Source organism: Kitasatospora sp. NPDC054795 (assembly GCF_053611565.1).
This window is the reverse complement of record NZ_JBSHAP010000063.1, coordinates 1-17513: the sequence shown is the minus strand read 5'-3', so window position 1 is coordinate 17513 and position 17513 is coordinate 1. Positions and strand designations below refer to the sequence as shown.

The 17513-nt window shown below is 72.3% G+C and carries 13 protein-coding genes; 7 read left to right on the top strand and 6 right to left on the bottom strand.

Annotated elements, in window-relative coordinates; all coding sequences use genetic code 11:
• Window positions 1-12: 12 nt before the first annotated feature.
• The 5 genes from ACWGJO_RS22795 to ACWGJO_RS22775 form a co-directional block, all read right to left on the bottom strand.
• Complete coding sequence (locus tag ACWGJO_RS22795) at window positions 13-654, bottom strand: 4'-phosphopantetheinyl transferase family protein (protein WP_452186292.1); 642 nt, start codon at window positions 652-654, stop codon at window positions 13-15.
• Window positions 651-2231: an amino acid adenylation domain-containing protein gene (locus ACWGJO_RS22790; RefSeq protein ID WP_452186290.1), complete on the bottom strand. Its 1581-nt coding sequence runs from the start codon at window positions 2229-2231 to the stop codon at window positions 651-653. The genes ACWGJO_RS22795 and ACWGJO_RS22790 overlap by 4 nt, the downstream gene beginning before the upstream one ends.
• Before the next feature lie 32 nt (window positions 2232-2263).
• On the bottom strand, window positions 2264-3247 hold the full coding sequence (locus ACWGJO_RS22785) for a TauD/TfdA family dioxygenase (protein WP_452186288.1): 984 nt from the start codon (window positions 3245-3247) through the stop codon (window positions 2264-2266).
• A 131-nt stretch (window positions 3248-3378) separates the two neighbouring features.
• Window positions 3379-4701: an alkaline phosphatase family protein gene (locus tag ACWGJO_RS22780; RefSeq protein WP_452186287.1), complete on the bottom strand. Its 1323-nt coding sequence runs from the start codon at window positions 4699-4701 to the stop codon at window positions 3379-3381.
• Between the two features lie 123 nt (window positions 4702-4824).
• Window positions 4825-6657 carry a BTAD domain-containing putative transcriptional regulator gene (locus ACWGJO_RS22775; RefSeq protein WP_452186285.1) on the bottom strand — a complete coding sequence of 611 codons (1833 nt, stop codon included), beginning with the start codon at window positions 6655-6657 and terminating at the stop codon, window positions 4825-4827.
• Window positions 6658-6862: 205 nt separating this feature from the next.
• Between ACWGJO_RS22775 and ACWGJO_RS22770 the strand changes: the two genes are divergently transcribed.
• Window positions 6863-7099: a hypothetical protein gene (locus ACWGJO_RS22770; RefSeq protein ID WP_452186283.1), complete on the top strand. Its 237-nt coding sequence runs from the start codon at window positions 6863-6865 to the stop codon at window positions 7097-7099.
• A 75-nt stretch (window positions 7100-7174) separates the two neighbouring features.
• On the opposite strand, the gene ACWGJO_RS22765 is transcribed toward ACWGJO_RS22770, so the two are convergent.
• Window positions 7175-10168 carry a BTAD domain-containing putative transcriptional regulator gene (locus ACWGJO_RS22765; protein ID WP_452186281.1) on the bottom strand — a complete coding sequence of 998 codons (2994 nt, stop codon included), beginning with the start codon at window positions 10166-10168 and terminating at the stop codon, window positions 7175-7177.
• 386 nt (window positions 10169-10554) lie between these two features.
• On the opposite strand from ACWGJO_RS22765, the gene ACWGJO_RS22760 reads away from it, so the two are divergent.
• The 6 genes from ACWGJO_RS22760 to ACWGJO_RS22735 form a co-directional block, all read left to right on the top strand.
• Window positions 10555-11568, top strand: a complete 1014-nt coding sequence (locus ACWGJO_RS22760) for a 3-oxoacyl-ACP synthase (protein ID WP_452186279.1) — start codon at window positions 10555-10557, stop codon at window positions 11566-11568.
• Complete coding sequence (locus tag ACWGJO_RS22755) at window positions 11565-11834, top strand: acyl carrier protein (protein WP_452186277.1); 270 nt, start codon at window positions 11565-11567, stop codon at window positions 11832-11834. The genes ACWGJO_RS22760 and ACWGJO_RS22755 overlap by 4 nt, the downstream gene beginning before the upstream one ends.
• Window positions 11818-13044: an acyl-CoA dehydrogenase family protein gene (locus tag ACWGJO_RS22750; RefSeq protein WP_452186275.1), complete on the top strand. Its 1227-nt coding sequence runs from the start codon at window positions 11818-11820 to the stop codon at window positions 13042-13044. The genes ACWGJO_RS22755 and ACWGJO_RS22750 overlap by 17 nt, the downstream gene beginning before the upstream one ends.
• The gene (locus ACWGJO_RS22745) at window positions 13041-14090 is read left to right on the top strand and encodes an HAD-IIIC family phosphatase (RefSeq protein ID WP_452186274.1); all 1050 of its coding nucleotides are present in this window, start codon (window positions 13041-13043) and stop codon (window positions 14088-14090) included. The genes ACWGJO_RS22750 and ACWGJO_RS22745 overlap by 4 nt, the downstream gene beginning before the upstream one ends.
• 113 nt (window positions 14091-14203) lie before the next feature.
• Window positions 14204-16012, top strand: coding sequence for an amino acid adenylation domain-containing protein (locus ACWGJO_RS22740; RefSeq protein WP_452186272.1), 1809 nt, complete (start codon window positions 14204-14206; stop codon window positions 16010-16012).
• Between the two features lie 22 nt (window positions 16013-16034).
• Window positions 16035-17513: beta-ketoacyl synthase N-terminal-like domain-containing protein (locus tag ACWGJO_RS22735; protein ID WP_452186270.1), on the top strand; the 1479-nt coding region annotated here is incomplete at its 3' end.

Below are 17513 nucleotides of genomic sequence, written 5' to 3'. Positions count from 1 at the left end.
TAGGAGGCGCGGTCAACCGGGATGCGTGTCGAGCCGCAGCCGCAGGTCAACCGGCGGGGCGGGGGTCGGTCCGGCGACGGCTGCCAGGGACAGCAGGACGCCGGGAACGGGTATTCGGCCGCCGCGGCGCAGGCCGTCCGGGGAGCGCCGCAACCGGAGGCCGTCGCCGGGCGGCGGCGGCCAGCACGCGGGCAGCGGCACCGGAGCCCGCAGCGCCGCGGCCGACAACCCGGTGCCGCGCGCCTTGCCGGCCGCCTCCTTCTGCGTCCAGATCCAGAAGTACGCGCCGGCCCGCTCGTCGGGCCGCTGGCGGCAGATCCACGCGGACTCGGTGGCGGTGAACCAGCGGGCCGCCAGGCGCTCGGCCGGCACCGGACGGATCACCTCCAGGTCCACCCCGAGCGGTTCGCCTGTACCGACCGCGAGGGCCGCGAACCCCCGGCCGTGGCTGAGGCTCACCTGCACCCGCGGGCCGAGCCCGTGCAGCCGTGGCCGGCCGCCGGGCTCGTGACCCAGCCGCAGCGGCCGCGCACTGCCGAACTCCTCGGCGGCGGCTGACAGCACCCGGGCGCGCGCTGCGGCGGCGCTCACCGGGCCGGTCCTGACCAGCACGACGGTCACCCGCCCGGCGAGCGGGGACGCCTGCGCGCTCATCCGAACGCCCCACCCTCCGGGCCGTCGAGGTCGAGCAGCCGGCGGGTGGCGGCGACATCGCACTTGCCGTTCGCGTTGAAGACGATCTCGGGCACGCAGTGCAGCTCGCCGGGCACCAGCGGGGACGGCAACGAGGCGGCCAGGGCCGACCGGACGGTCTCGGCGAAGGCGTCCCCGTCGGACTGTGGGGACTTGGGCAGCAGGAACGCGGCCAGCGTGTCCACCGGACCGCGGACGACCTCGAAGGCCACGTCCGCCACACCGGGAACGGCCAGCACGTGGTGGCGCAGCTCGCCCAGTTCCACCCGGTGCCCGGCGATCTTCAACTGCTGGTCCCGGCGGCCGAGGTAGAGCAGCGAGCCGTCGGGCCGCAGTTCGACCAGGTCGCCGGTGCGGTAGGCGCGGCCGGCCGCCCCGCCCAGTTCGCACTCGTCGACGAACCGCTCGTCCCGGTCCCGCCCGAGGTAGCCGGCCGCCACCGCCCGCCCCGCGATGACCAGTTCGCCCGGGTCGCCGGGGCGCACCGGGCGCAGGCCCTCGTCCACCACGTACGCGCGCGAGTTCCAGACCGGCCGGCCGATCGGCACGGTGGGCAGGTCCGGGATCCGGGTCCGGTCGAAGACGTGGGCGCAGCACCCGACGGTGGTCTCGGTCGGGCCGTAGTGGTTCACCAGCCGGACCCCGTCGAGCCGGTCGCCCAGCGAGCGGAGCAGCTCCGGATCCAGCCCCTCGCCGCCGAACATCAGCGTCCGGGTGGCGCGCCGGTAGTCGGGCGGCTCGGCGAGGAACTCGAAGAAACGGGCGTGCGAGGGCGTCAGCTTGATGAAGCCGTAGGGCTCCTGGCCGGGGCCGAAGATCGTCTCCTGGTCCCACAGCCCGGCCACCGTCACCAGCGGGCGGCCCTGGCAGAGCGGCACCCAGAAGGAGGTCATCGACAGGTCGAAGCCGAGGCTGGCGAAGAGCGGGCTGCCCGACCCCTCGGCGCCGACCAACGAGCCGGCCCAGGCAGCGTAGTTGACCAGCGAGCCGTGCTCGATCAGGACCCCCTTCGGCGCGCCGGTGGAGCCGGAGGTGAAGATCACGTAGGCGATGTCCTCGGGACGCGGCAGCTCGTGCTCCGGCGGCTCGGGCCGGTCGGCGATCTCCCGCAGGTCGATCACCGGCCGGCCTGGCAGGGCTGGCAGCGCGGCCGGGTCGGCGTGGTCGTGCAGGAGCGCGGCGGGGTCGGAACCGGCGATCACCGCGGCGACGCGCTCGCCCGGATGGGTGGGGTCGACGGGCACGTAGGCCGCCCGCAGCGCCAGCACGGCCAGCGCGCCGCCGACCACTTCGGCGGTGCGGTCGGCCCAGAGCGCCACGCGGTCGCCCGGGCCGACCCCGGCCTCGTGCAGGGCGGCCGCGACGACCAGCACCCGGTGCCAGAGCCGACCGTAGGTCAGGACTCCCGCGGGGGAGCGGACGGCAGGCGCGTGCGGCCGCAGCCGCGCCTGCTCGCGTACCAGGTGCAGTACCGAGTCCGCCGGGACCCGGCGCTCGTCGCCGGAGATCCGGTTCGAGCCTTCCAACGACGTGGTCAACGCGGTTCCTTTTCTCTGAGGTGGGCCCGCCGCTAGCGGGCCGGTTCCGGACTCGCTTCACTCCTGGCCAGCATGTCGCCCATCGCGACCAGGATCTTGCGTTTGCCGGCGAACGGATCACGTCCGTGCGCGACCAGCATGTTGTCGATCACGGCCACGTCGCCGCGTTCCCAGCGGAACCGCTGGGCGAGCGAGTCGTAGAGGCCGAGCAGTTCGGTGACGAGGGCGTCCGGGATCGGCTCGCCGTCGCCGTAGGTGGCGCTGCGCGGGAAGGAGATCTCGTCCTCGCCGAAGAGCGAGGCCATGACCTCTCGCACCGAGGGCTCCAGGCAGGCGGTGTGGTGCAGGAAGAGCTGGTTGAAGAAGACCGGCTCCCCGGTGGTCGGGTGCCGCACCACGGCGGGCGCCCACTGCTCGGTGCGCAGCGAGCCGTCGGGCAGCCAGGTGCAGTCGATGCCCTGGGCGGCGCAGCGGGTCTCCACCTCGCTCCGGTCACCGGTGCGGAACATCGTCTGCCAGCCGACGTCGAGCCCTTCGATGAAGTTGCGCACGTAGCGGATCCCGACCGACTCGAAGCGGCTGCGGGCCTCCTCCGGCAGCGCCGCGTAGACCGCGCGGCCGTCCACGATCGGGGTCGCGCCGCCCTGGGGGGACGGTTCGACGCAGCAGAAGAACTGCCGTCGCGGCCAGTGCGGCATGTGCGAACTCTCGTGGTGGAAGAGGATGGACTGGTTGGCGGGGTAGGGGGTGGACTTGTAGATGCTGCCGGCGTTCTCCTCGTGCGGGAGGTCGCCGTACTCGCTGTACAGGGTGGCCACCAGCGAGGAGGCCACCGCCTCGAAGGCTTCGGCGTCGGTGACGTCGAAGCCGCGCAGCAGCAGCACGCCGTGGGCGTGCAGGAGCTGCTCGATCCCGGAGCGGTGCTCCGCCGCCCAGGCGGTCGCTTCGAGCCGGCTGCCCGAGCCGGTGCTCTTGCGACGGATGGTCGGCGGGAAGGAACGCGGGTCAAAGCTCACATCGGGCCCGAACACGGTGGAACCCCCCTTTCCTAGGGGTCGGCTGGCTTGCGAGCGTAGGTTCGGGCGTACGGGCGGGCCAGCGGCTTAAGCCCCGTTCGAAAATCGCAGATGCAAGCCGAGGCTGGCGGTTACCGTGCCAGGCCGTGCAGCCGGAGTATCAGGTCCTTCACTTCCGTGGCGTGGTAGCGGACCTGCTCCGGCGCCGGGTCGGAGCAGAGCAGCAGCGGACCCTCCCGGCTGTCCTCGGGGAGGCGGCCGTGGCTGCCGCGTATCCGGTGAGGGTCGATCCGGGCGGTCGCGGCCGCGGGGTCCAGGAAGAGCTCGGTCGGGTCCGTGCCGGCTCTGCGGTCCGGCTCCATGTCCCGCCCGAAGGCCAGTGCCGCCGCCTTGTCCAGCCAGTAGTCGCCGGTGAACCACGCGTCGGGCTCGGCGATCACCAGCAGCTCGCCGCCGTTGGGGTGGTCCAGGCCGAAGTCGGCCTGCTGCGTGCGGTCCAGGACCTCGTCCACCCCCGCAAGCTCGGTGAGCATCCGGCGGGTCCTGGCCAGGTCGGCGGGGTCGGCCACGTACACGTGCGCGGCCTGCCGGTCGGTGACAGCGAACGCCCGGGAGGCCCACGGCCGCAGGTACTCCTTGCCGTCCGCGATGCCCACCGAGAGCAGCCCGGCGTGGCGCAGCGCCCGGTTGACCGGCACCGGCCGGCGTACCGGCAGCACCGTGTGTCCGCTCAGCACCAGCACCGTGGTGTCGCGCTGGGCCAGCTCACCGAGGAGTGGGGCGAGCGCGGCGTCGACCTCGGCCGCCGCCTTCTCGGCCTGCGGTCCGGTCGGTCCGCTGCGCTGCAACTCATGGTCGAGGTACGGGATCTGGACCCAGAGCAGGTCCGGCCGGCGGTGCGTCACGAGGTGCCGGGCGGCGCCCGCGATCCAGTGGGTCTCCTCGATTCCCGCCGTGCCGCCGCCGCAGCGGACCAGCGGAAAAGTGCCGAACTCGGCGGCGAGTTCATCGCCCAGTCCGGCGGGCACGGTGTCGCAGCAGACGGTCAGCCCGCCGTCGGAGCGGTGCTGGTGGCCCAGGGCCACCAGGAGGTCCACCTCGGCTCCAGTGCTCCAGTCGCAGTGCACGCAGGCGGTGGTGTGCCGGGGATCGGCGGCCCGGGCGGTCTGCCAGACCTTCTCGCCGGCCACCAGCCCGGCGAACCCGCCCCGCGGCATCACCCGGCCCTGGTCCCTGAGGTACCAGCCGCTGCCGACCGCGCCGTGGTCGCGCGGCAGCAGGCCGGTGGCGAAGGTCGCCTGGACGGTCGCCGAGACGGCGGGCAGGACGGTGTCGAGCGGGGCTGTGAACCCCCGCTCCCCGACCTCCCGCAGATGCGGCATCAGGTGCAGCAGACCCGGGGTGAGGCCGGCCGTGCTCAGTACCGCGACCGGGCGGCTGGTCCGCTCGGACATGCTTGACTCCTCTCGCACCCCGGGGGCGCGTGGTCCTCCTCGCGCAGAGTGTGTGGGGTGTCGCTATCAGGGATCTATATTTCCGGTCCGGCCGGGTACGGTCGCCGGGTCGGACGGCGGCGGTCAGCTCGCCATGGCCACGAACGGATCCGGTCTGGCCACCCGGGCCGCACCCCCGTCGAGCGAGGCGGCGAAGAGCTGGATCAGGGACTCGAAGCGGTAGAGCGGATTCCCCTCGCTGTCGACGCCGACGGCTTCCAGCAGGGCCGCGTCCACCAGTTCCTCCAGGACTTGCTCGGCCTCCCACGAGAAGAGGTCGAGCAGCGGAGCGGCCTGCTGGGCGCAGAACGCACGGTCCCGCTGCGGGGCGAGGGCGGCGAACGCCTCGCGCCCCGTGGTGGAGAGGTCCCGCAGGGAGGGCAGCAGCTCCCGTCGCAGGTCCAGCCCGAAGCTGCGCAACTCGGCCAGACGGGTCGTGGGTTCGGCCAACCGGGCGGCTATGTCGGCGAGCCCGGTACGGGGGAGGGCCGCCAGGTGCTCGCCGACGCCGCGCAGGGCGAGCGGCAGGGCGGCGCAGTACTCGACCAGGGCGTTCACCGCCCTCGGCTCCGCCGTGGCCCACCGTGGCCCGGCGGCCGCGGCGAGCAGGCGGGCCGCCTCGGCCCGGGGGAGCGGGCCCAGCGGTACGGTGTCCGCGCTGCCGAGGCCGGCCGGGCGGGCCCGGCTGGTGACCAGGACCGCGGCCCGGAGGCTGCGCGGCAGCAGCAGTTCGAGACGCTGGCCGCGGGCCGCCCCGTCCAGGACGACCAGCAGACGCCGGCCGACGGTCCGGGTGCGGTAGCGGTGCACCAGCTCGTCCAGCTCTTGTGCCCCGCCGCGGCCGGTCGTCCGGGAAACCGGATCCCCGAGCGCCCGCAGGAGGTCGACGAGCACCTCGCCCGGCTGCTTCGGGGTGCGGTCCCGGTGGCTCAGCTCGACGAAGACCTGCCCGTCGGGGAAGTGCTCGGCCCCGAGGTGAGCGGCCTGGACGGCCAGGGCCGTCTTGCCCGCTCCGGCCGGTCCGCTGATCACCGCGCACCGCGGGTGGTCGCCGCGCTCCATCCGGTGAAGCGTCAGAGTTCCCGCCAGCAGGTCGAGTTCGCAGGACCGTCCGGTGAAGTCGGCGGCCGGCGGCGGAATCGTGGCCCCGGGGGTGGCGGCCGAGCCCGCCGTGCGGGACCGGATGGCTGTCGGCCGGACCGTGCGGGGCCGGTGCTCCGGTGGCGCTGCGGGCAGGGCCAACTCGCCGTTGATCAAGGACTGGTAGGTGGCGCGCAGCTGCTCTCCCGGGTCCACGCCGAGCTGCTCGGAGAGCGCGGCCCGGCCCTCGTGGAACACCTGCACGGCATCGGCCTGCCGGCCGCAGCGGTACAACGCGGTGATCAGCTGTGCCCGCAGCCCCTCGCGCAGCGGGAACTGCTGGGACAGCCGGGTCAGTTCGGAGGTGACCTGTTGATGCCGGCCGAGTGCGAGATCCGCCTCGATCCGGTTCTCCCAGGTGATCATGCGTGCCTCCTCCAGTTGCGGAAGCTCGGTTTCCTGCATGAACGGGGTGACATTGGCCAGCGCTGACCCCCGCCACAGGTCCAGGGCGTCCCCCAGCAGCGTGCTCGCCTGTGCGAAGTGCCGGTCCTGGAGGGCCTCGCGGCCCTGCTGTTCGAGCCGCTCGAAGATCTCGACGTCGAGGGTGCCGGCCCCCAGCCGGATCTCGTACCCCGGCTGCCGCCGAACGATGCTGACCGCGGGGCCCAGCTGGCGGCGCAACCGCGAGATGTAGGTGCAGATCTGCGCGTTCGCGGTGACCGGCGGGGTCCATCCCCAGAGCAGCACGCTGAGCCGGTGGTCCGACACGATCCGTCCCCTGGCCAGCAGCAGTGCGGCCAGCACGGTGTGGATCTTCGAACCCGAGAGAGCCACCGAGGTGGTCCCACGTCTGGCCTCGACCGGACCGAGAACACGAAATTCCATTGAGTCGCCCCGTTGTTCTTGATACCGCTGAACTCGATGATGGTGCGGCGAACACGCTACGAGGGGAACATTTCAGTGCTCTATCGTGCCGATTTCGGGAGCGGCGAAATAGGTTCGATAGCCCATTGACAGGGCAGAAATCTAGATTCTCGGTGTGGCACCGACCGACCTGCTTCCCACCGACTCCGAGGAGAGCGCGATGCGCCCCACCCGCACCCCCGCCATCAGCCTGATCACCGTCGCCGCGGCGCTTGTCGCGGGTCTGCTGCTCACCCTCGGCGGCCCGGCTCACTCGGCCTCAGGGGCGCTCGCCGACGCGGTGGCCACCCCGGCGCCCGTCCCCGTGTCCACCGCGACCGCGGCACCGGGTGGCGAGGAGCCCTGGAACTGACGTACCGGTACGACAGCGGCGGGTGGGCCCGGCCCTCCGGTCCCACCCGCCGCTCTTCCGGTCAGTTCCGGTGGTTCACACCAGCAGGGCGAGCAGGTCCTGCCGGTCGACGGGGCGCAGCAGCCCGCGCCGCATGACCAGTTCCAGCGCCAGCCGCATCCGCTCGGCCGGCGCCGTGGCACCCAGTTCGGTGAAGGCGGCCTGGGCGCCCATCATCCGGTCGGCGGCCTCGCCGTGGCCGATCAGCGCGTGCGCGAAGCCCAGATGGCCCTCGATCCGGGCCCGGAGCAGCCGGTCGCCCATCTTCCGGGCCGCCTCCAGGGCCTGGCCGAGCACGTCCAGCGACTCGTCCAGCCGTCCCTGCCGCCAGTGGATCTCCCCGAGGCCGCGCAGCGCGTGGGCCTCCCCGTGGAGGTCCTGGTAGCTCCGGGAGAGCGCCAGCACCTCGCACAGCGCCAGGGCCGCGGCGTCCAGGTCGTTCTTCCGCAGCAGGGCGTTGGCCAGTCGGTAGATGCTCTGCGCCTCGCCCCGGACGATGCCCGCCTTCCGGCTCAGGTCGACGGCGGAGCTGCTCAGGTCCAGGCTGCGGTCGACGTCGCCGTGGTCCAGCTCGATCTGCGCCAGCCGGGAGAGCGTACGGGCCTCGCCGGCCAGGTCGCCGATCGCGCGGAAGCCCTCCAAGGAGGCCTCGCAGAAGGACCGGGCCAGCTCCGGGTCGTCCGCGAACTGGGCGCACCCCGCCAGCAGCCGCTGCGTCTTCGCGCGCCCGCCCGTGTCACCGCACTCGGTGAACAGCCGGGCGGCGATCGTCAGCAGCGTCTGCGCGCCGGCGTAGTCGTTGCGGTAGATGGCGAGCGCTCCCAGCGAGTGGACCATCTCGGCCTCGCCCAGCGTGTCGCCTGCGGTCCGGGCCGCCTCCAGCGCGAGTTGCGCGCAGTCCGCCCAGGCCTCCAGGTAGTTGCGGGCCTCCCGGAGCGGGCTGCTCAGCGCGGTCAGCGCCCAGGCGTGGGCGGCCTTTCCGGACTGGGCCGCCTGCTTGATCATGTCGGCCAGGGCGATCCACTCGGAGTCCATCCACTCCAGCGGTTTGTCGAGCAGTTCGGCCTCGGCCGCCTCCGACAGCCGCGGCCGGACCGGGGTCCTGGGTGAGGTGAACTCGCCGCCGTACAGCTGTTGGTAGGCGGCGTCGCAGAGGTACAGCCAGCCGTCGAGCAGCCGTTCCAGTGCCGCGTCGCGCTGCCACCCGGGTTCCTCCGCGATGGCCCGCTCATGGGCGAACAGCCGCAGCAGGTCCTGGAAGCGGTACCGGGTGACCGGGCCGGTGCCGGCACCAGAGACCACCTCCAGCAGATGCGCGTCGACCAGCAGCTCCATCAGGTTCTCCGCCTCCTCCTCCGTGGTGTCCAGGACCGCGGCGCCGACCCAGGCGGTGAAGTCGGGTGCCGTGAGCAGGCCCAGGCGCCGGTACATCCGGCGTGCGGCGGAGGGCAGTTCGCGGTAGCTGAGTCCGAAGCCCGCGCGGACGCCGCCGGTGCCGGGACTCAGCTCGTCCAGCCGGATGCGGTGGTTCTCCAGCCGGGCGACCAGGTAGCGCACCGACCAGTGCGGTCGCGCGGCTAGCCGGGCGCCCGCGATCCGCAGCGCCAGCGGAAGCCGGTCGCACAGCTCGGCGAGCCGGGCGGTGGAGGTGGGGTCCGCGTTGATCCGCTGCCGGCCGGCCACCTCGGCCAGCAGCGTCGTCGCCTCCCCGGCGGTGACGGCCTTCAGGCGGATCGGCAGCACGTCGTAGTCGCCGATCATGTCGTCGGTGACGTCCCGACCGGTGACCAGCACGCAGCAGCGCCCCGAGCCGGGCAGCAGCGGCCGGATCTGCTGGAAGGACCGGACGTTGTCCAGCACGATCAGGACCTGTCTGCCGCCCAGGATGCTGCGGAAGAACGCGGGACGGTCGGCCGGGTCGGCCGGGATCTGCGAGCCCGGCACGCCCAGGGCCCGCAGGAACCGGTCCAGCGCGATGGCGGGCTGGACCGGCTCGTCGTGCTCGTCGTAGCCGCGCAGGTCGGCGAAGAGCTGGCCGTCCGGGAACCGGTGCGCGACCTGGTTGGCCCAGTGCACGGCCAGCGTCGTCTTCCCGACGCCGCTGACACCGCTGATCGCGGCTACGCCCAGCGGCATCGAGCCCGACCGCTCGTCCAGCATCCGGTCCAGCGCTCGCAGCTCCGGCACCCGTCCGGTGAAGGCCGCCACCCGTGACGGCAGCTGCGCGGGGGTCGGTGCCACGGCGGTGTGGACGGGCTCGGGGTGGAAGCTGGTGAGGGCGGGAGCGTCGCGCAGCACCAGCCCCTGCAACTCCTGCAGTTCGGGGCCCGGTTCGATGCCCAACTCCGCCACCAGCACCCGGCGGCCCTCGCGGAAGACCGCGAGGGCCTCGGCCCGGCGCCCCGCCCGGTAGTGCGCGAGCATCAGGTACGCCCGGGCCCGCTCGCGCAGCGGATACTGGTTGACGATCTCGGTCAGCTCGCCGATCACGGCGTTGTGGTTGCCCGACTCCAGCCGCAGTCCGGCGAGTTCCTCGACGACGTCCAGCCGCAGCTCCTCCAGGCGGCTCGCGGTGGCCTCGATCCTGGAACCCGTCATTCCGTCCAGTGCCCGGCCGTGCCACAGTTGCAGCGCCTCGCCGAACTGCCAGCAGGCGTCGTCGACGCGGCCCTCGCGGGCCGACTCGCGGGCATCGCGGACCCGCTCCTCGAAGTCCTGCACGTCGATGCGGTGGCCGTCCGGATTGAGCGTGTATCCCGGGTACGTGGTCAGAATGAGGTCGTTGATGTCGGTCGCGTCCTTGAAGACCTTCCGCAAACCGGCGACGCAGATGGCGATCTGATTGCGTGCCGTGCTCGGCACGCCGTTCGGCCAAACGGCCTCCATCAGCGTCTCCACCGAGATCACCTGCCCCGGAGACAGCAACAGCATGGTGATCACGGTACGCTGGCGAGATCCTCCTAATTTGAGTCTTTTGTCACCTACTTGGACATTCAGCGGGCCGAGTAGGCTGAATTCGACTGAGCGCATCCGTATTTTCCCCCATGCTACGGTTTGCCGATTCGTGGCGCAGCCCACTTATAGTTGACCGAACGATCTCCGGTGGCAACCCCGGGCCGGGGCGACTGGCTGACGGATGAGCGCCCCGCCCTTCGGCCGCCCGCCCGGCCGCGAGCCCCGTGCGAACGGCCCATCTGTCCTTCCCCTCCCGGAACCGGGCGCGGAGCCCGGTCGGCCCCCGCATGCTGCCCGCCCACCTGGCCTATTCGCCGCCTGCTTAAAGACATGGCGGCCATCCGGCCCCGAGGGCAGGCTGAGGCCATTCCGACCAGATCGCACAAGCACGGCCCGGAGACCGAGGTTCGTCCGAGGACCCGGGCCACCGTGATCACTGCCTCAGACGAGAGGGAACGACTGTGTCCCAGCAGGCCCTCCAGCACGGCACGGCACCCGTCGCCATCCGCAGTGCTGCCTGGTACCTTCCCGAGCACACTCTGTCGATCACCGACGTACGGACGCTCGACGAGACCGAGCGCGCCACCCGCGACGGTCTGGGCATCGATACGATCCGGGCCGACGACCGGCTGAGTTCCGTCGCTCTCGCCGAGCGCGCCGCGCGCCGGGCCCTCGAACAGGCGGGGCTCGAAGCCTGGGACCTGGGCGCCCTGGTGATGGTGGAGTCGCGGGTCCAGGAGACCTTCCTCAGCTCCGAGGTGACTCAGCTCCAGCAGCGGCTCGGCGCCGAGAACGCCGTCACCTTCTCGGTGGGCGGGCTCGGCTGCGTCTCGATCACCCCGGCCCTGCTGACGGCTCGTGGACTACTGGCCGCGGACCCTGCCCTGGACGACGTCCTGGTCGTGCACGGCAGCAAGCCGGCCGCCGCCCTGCGCTACCGCCACCCCGTCACGGTGAACGGCGACGGCGGGCAGGCGCTGCTGCTCTCCCGCGGCGGGCGGATCCGGGTCCGCGACATCGCACAGCTGACCAACGGGCGTTACTGGGACCTCTTCCACATCGACTACCGGGACCGCCCTACCGCTCAGTGGCGCGAACAGTGCACGGAGCCCGACACCTACTCCTTCCGCCTGGCCATGGAGACGCGCAACCGCCTCTCCTCGATGCTGGGCGACCTGCTGCGGCGCAACGGACTCAGCCGGGCGGACATCGGCGGCTTCGTCAGCCAGAACCTGTCCGCCGGGAGCTTCGCCTTCATCGAGGACGCGTTGGACATCGAACTGCTGCCGGCGTGCCGGCGGAACCTCCGGACGTACGGACACCTCGGTCCCAATGACGTCTTCCTCAATCTCAGCACCTCACTCGAGCGCGAGGAGCTGGCCCCTGGCGATCTCGCGGTCCTGATCAACGTCAGCCCGGTGGCCGCCTGGAGTCTGCTGCTGGTCGAGACAGGCCCACAGGAGGACGCGGCATGACCGACATCACCGAGCAGATCACCGACTTCCTGAGTGCGGCACTTCGCGAACGGGTCGAGCCGGAGGACGACTACTTCGCCCAGGGCCTTGCCGACTCGCTGTTCGCGCTGGAGCTGGTGACCTTCGTCGAGAGCCGCTTCGCCCTCACCGTCGAGGTCGAGGACCTGGATCTGGACTTCTTCAGGACCGCGAACCGCATCACGGAGTTCGTCCGGCGCAAGACCGATGCCGCTGAGCGGGGAGAGGCACATGCCGAGGAATTCTGAGAGCGGCCTCGACGCCGCGGCGGCGGATCCGCCGCCCCTGGATCTGCTCCGGGTGGCGGACGAACTGGCGGCCAACGCACATGCCTGTGCCTCCCGTTGGGACCAGGACGGTGGACTCCCCGATTCGGTGCGCGAGGAGTTCGCCACATCGGGACTGCTCGCCGCCGACCTACCCGAGCGGTACGGGGGCGCGGGCCTCGATCCACTCACGCTCGGTGAGATCACCGCACGGATCGGTGGTGAGTGCAGCGCCCTGCGCGGGCTGTTGACCGTACAGGGCATGGTCGCGGCGGCGCTGCTGCGCTGGGGAACGGCGGAGCAGCGGGACGACTGGCTGCCCCGGCTGGCCGGGGGCGAGCTGACCGCCGGCTTCGCGGCGACCGAGCAGGCCGCCGGCAGCGCGCTGGGCTCGGTGGAGACCCGTATCGAGACGTCGGGCCGGTCGGACCGGGATCTGGTCGTGAGCGGTCGCAAGAGGTGGGTCACCTTCGGTGCGGTCGCCGACGTGTTCCTGGTGCTGGGCACCTGTGAGGGCAGGCCCGCCGCCGTGCTCGTGGACGCGGACCGCGCCGGTGTCGAGCGGGAGCCGATGAGCGGCCAGCTCGGTATGCGGGCCGCCCGGATCGCCCATCTGTCCTTCGACGGCGTGCGGGTGCCCCGGCGTCAGCTGATCGCTCCTCCCGGTCTGGGCCTCTCCCACGTCGTCGGGACCGCGCTCGACCACGGCCGCTTCACGGTCGCCTGGGGCTGCGTGGGCATGGCGGAGGCGTGCGTCGAGGACGCCGCCACCCACGCGGCGGTCCGCCGGCAGGGCGACATCCCCCTGGGTGACCACCAGTTGGTCCGTTCGCTGCTGGCCAGAGCGGCGGTGGATGCCGCCGGGGCCCGCGAACTCGTCCGCCGGGCCGCGCGGGCACGGGCCCTGGGCCCGGGGCACGGGGTGCCCGAGACGCTCATGGCCAAGTACGCGGCGGCTTCCGCGGCGGCGGCGGCGAGCCGCGACGCCGTCCAGGTGCTCGGCTCGGCCGGCTGCGCGCCCGACAGCAGGGCGGGCCGCCACTTCCGGGACGCCAAGGTCATGGAGATCATCGAAGGAGCCCAGCAAGTGTCCGAACTTCACATAGCAGAGCGGCTGTTACGGCGTTTCGGTGAGGCGGCACGCGGCACCGGCCGCCCCGTCGGTCCCCGTCTCCCCGGAGGCGCGTCATGACGGCGGCGGTGGCCGGTCCCACCGTCAAGTGCCTCGTGTGGGACCTGGACGACACCCTGTGGGACGGAGTGGTGCTGGAGGGAGATGATCCCGCCCCCTTCCCCGCGGCGCTGGAGACCCTGGCCGAGTTGGACCGCCGCGGCATCCTGCACGCCGCCGCCAGTCGTGGTGACCACGGCGCCACCCGGCGTCATCTGGCGGGGCGTCGGTTGGGCGACTGGTTCTGCGCGGTGGAGGTGGGCTGGGGTGCCAAGTCCGATGCGGTGCGCCGGATCGCGAAGGCCCTCGACATCGGCCTGGACACCATCGCGTTCATCGACAACGATCCGGTGGAGCGGGCGGAGGTCGCGAGCGAACTCCCCATGGTCCGCTGCTACCCGGCGGCGGAGGTCGGACGGCTGCCACGGCTGCGGGACTTCCAGCCCGAGCACATCACCGCGGAGGCCACCGGGCGACGCCGGCTCTACCAGGCCGAGTGGCAACGCCGCGAGGCCGAGGAGCAGTTCACCGAAGGACGCCAGGCGTTCCTCGACTCGCTCGACCTGGTCATGGAGCTGCGCCCGGCTACCCAGGAAGACCTGGCCCGGGCCAGCGAGCTGACCGTCCGCACTCATCAGCTCAACAGCACGGGGCTGACCTACGGCATCGACGAACTGCGCCGGCTGAGCGCTTCCCCGGACCACCAGGTGCGGCTGGCCACGCTCCGGGACCGCTTCGGTGACTACGGGGTCATCGGCCTGTCCGTCACCGAACTCGTCGAACGGGACTCGGTCCTGCGGTTGATGCTGATGTCCTGCCGGGTCGCATCGCGCGGTGCGGGGAGCGTGCTGCTGCACCATCTGATCCAGCAGGCCCTGGCGGACGGCCGGCGTCCGGTCGCGCACTTCATCCCGACCGAGGCCAACCGGAATCTGCTGGTCACCATGCGCTTCGCGGGCTACGAGGTGACGGGCACCGACGGGGACCGCCTCGTGCTCGTCATGGACCCGCAGCGCCCGCCGGCCAAGGCCCCCGGCCACACGCGCGTGATCGTCGGTGCGGCATGAACAGCACGGGAAGCGAGGCTGCGATGACCCGACACCCTGGTGGCAGCGGTGACGTCGTCCCCGCGGCGGCCCCGACGGAGGTACGGCCGGTGTGGGCCGCCTTCCGGAGCCAGGTGACCAGGACGCCCCAGGCGACCGCGCTCGTCATCGGCGGGGTATCGCTGACGTACCGTGAGCTCGACCACGCCTCGGCCGGTCTTGCGCGGCTGCTGTGGCAGCTCGGGCTGCGGCCGGGGCGGGTCGTCTGCGTCCGGACGCGGCAGAGCGCGCTGTCCGTGGTCGCCATGCTCGCCGCGCTGCGCACCGGTGCCACCTGGGCCGTCCTGGAACCGGACCTGCCGATAGGCAGGTTCGAGGCGCTGTGCCGGGACGTCGACTGTGCTGTGGTGCTGAGCGAGGGCGGCGACGCCGTGCCGACCTCCGCGCTCGCGGCGATGCCCGCCCCGCCGACGGTCGTGGACGCGGCGGACATCGAGCTGGCGCGGCTCGTCGAGGCGGGCCGACAGGAGCTGCCCCGCGACCTGTACCCACCGGTCCCGGAGCAGAGCCCCGCCTACGTCGCCTACACCTCGGGGTCCACCGGTGTACCCAAGGGCGTCCTGGTCAGCCGGGGCCAGCTCGCGGCGTCCATCAGCGGCCGGGGGCCGGTGTACGGCACCGAGCACTCCGTCCTCCTGGTCGCGTTGCGGCTGTCCTTCGACGGGATCCTCGGCGGAATGTTCTGGTCGCTCACCAGTGGTCACACGCTGGTGCTGCCCGATCCCCGACAGCTCGTGCAGGTGGCGGAGTTCGCCCAGCTGGCCAGGGAGCACCGCGTGACGCACCTGTTCAACATTCCCTCCTACTACCGGGCGGTGCTCCAGGATCCCGGCGGTCTGCCCGACACGCTGCGTCTCGTGGTCGTGGGGGGTGAGGTGTGCACCCCCCAGCTGGTGGGCGCACACCGCGAGCGACTGCCACGGATACCGATCGTCAACGAGTACGGGCCCACCGAGACGACCATCGCCTGCACGGTGGAGACTGATCCGGACCCGGCCCGGGACCGGATCCCCATCGGGCGGCCCTGGCCGGGAGTGCGGACCCTGGTACTGGACGAGCGGCTGCGTGAAGTCCCTGCCGGGGAGCGGGGTGAGCTCTACGTCGGCGGCTCGCTGGTGGCACTCGGCTACGCGAACCAGCCGGCCCGTACGGCTGAGCGATTCGTAGCGGACCCGTACGGACGGCCGGGCGGGCGCCTCTACCGCACCGGGGACATCGCCAGCGTCGACGAGCGGGGCGCGCTGCACTACCACGGCAGGATGGACGATCAGGCCAAGATCCGCGGTGCCAGGATCGAGCTCGGCGAGATCGAGAGCGTGCTGGAACGCCATCCAGGCGTGGCGCAGGCCGTGGTGCTCTGCGAGCGGGCCGGGCAGGGCGAGCCGCAGCCGGTCGCATTCGTCCTGCCGACACCCGGCAGCAGGCCGCCGGACGTCGCGGAGCTGCGCGGACACTGCCACGGCCGGCTGGTCGAGCAGGCCGTACCGACCCTGTTCGTGCTGGTCGACCACATCCCGCTCGACCGCAGCACCAAGGCGGACCGGGCCGCGCTGCGCACGCTGATCCCGGTCGGCCAACACGACTCCGGGGACACCGCGGGCGGGAACTGGAGCGGGCACCGGCTCGCCGTCGGCCGGATCTGGGCAGAGGTGCTAGGGCATTCCGACTCCGCTCCGGACGACAACTTCTTCGCCGTCGGCGGGAGTTCGATCAAGGTCATCGACCTGCACGACAAGTTGGACGGGCAATGGCCCGGGGCGCTGCGGGTGGGCGAGCTCTTCGACTACATCACCATCGCCGCCCAGGCGCAGCGGATCGCCGACCGCCTGGGCAAACGCGCGCAGGACGAGGAACAGGTCCTACCGGCCACCTACGAACTCTGACACGCGGGAACGGAGAGGCGACATGAGCGGTACGGGCGTGGCACACGGCGGACCGGCCATCGCGGTGATCGGCATCGCCACGAGATTCCCGCAGGCGGACTCCCTCGCCGCCTTCCGGGCGAACTTGCGGGCGGGGCGGGACTCGGTGCGTCCGATCCCTCCGGAGCGGATCCGGAGCACCGGACTCGACCCCCGGCAGGACTATCCGGAGCGGGGCTACCTGGAGCGGATCGACCTCTTCGACCACAAGCACTTCGGTCTGTCCCGGCGCGAGGCGGAGGTGACCGACCCGCAGCACCGGCTGGCACTCCAGCTCACCGAGGAGGCGCTGGAGAACGCCGGATACGCCCCGTCCGAGCTCCGGGACAGTCGGACGGCGGTGGTCTTCAGCTCGCCGAGCAACGGCTACGCACTCCTGGTGCGTGAGCACGGCACCCTCGGGATGTCCGGCAACATCCCCTGTGCCCTGCCCGCCAGGATCTCCCACCTCTTCGGTTTCACCGGTCCTTGCTACGGCGTGGACACCGGCTGCAACGGAGCACTCGTCGCCGTCCACCAGGCGTGCCGTGAACTCCGCGACGGCGATGCGGACTACGCCGTCGCGGGTGGGGTGAGCCTGAGTCACATCGTGCCGCCCGCGACCGCGGTCGCCGACTTCCCCGGCATCGCCTCGCCCACCGCCAGGTCCCGCGCGTTCGATCGTGCCGCGGACGGCGCGGGCGCCGGCGAGGGCGGCGGGGTGGTGCTCCTCACCACGCTGGAACGGGCGTTGGCGGAGGGCGCCTTCATCCACGCCGTGATCCGCGGCAGCGCCGTGGTGCACAATGGTCGGCACGCCGCGACCATCAGCACTCCGAGTGCCCGCTCGCAGGCCGAGGTCATCACCAAGGCCTGGCGCAACGCCTCGCTGGACCCGGTGACCGCCGGATACATCGAGACACACGGATCGGGCACCCGGCTCGGCGACGCGGTCGAGGCCGAGGGCCTGGCCCTCGCCCGTCCCGACGGTGACCGCACGGTGAAGGTGGGCTCGGTCAAGACCAACATCGGGCACCTGGACCACGCCGCGGGAATCGCCGGGCTGGTCAAGGCGGTACTCAGCGTGCACCACGGCGAGCTGTATCCCTCGCTGCACTTCGAGGAGCCCGCCGAGGAGGTCGACCTCGAAGGCGCCCGCCTCGAGGTCGTCACCTCGCTCGAGCGGTGGGACGACGAGACGCGCCGGGCGGGCGTGAGCTCGTTCAGCCTCGGCGGCGTCAACGCGCACTGCGTGGTGGAGCAACCCCCGGCGACCACCGGGGTGCGCCCCGCCGTCAGCGCCCCGCAACTGGTCGCGGTGTCCGCCCGCAGCCGGGCGGACCTGCTCTCCCAGTGCGAGCGGCTGTCGCTCGAACTGCGCCACACCGCCTACCCGCTGGCCGACGTCGCGCGGACGCTGAACGAGGGTAGGGAGCACGCCTCCTACCGTGCGTCGGTGGTCGCCCGGGACACCTCTGAGCTC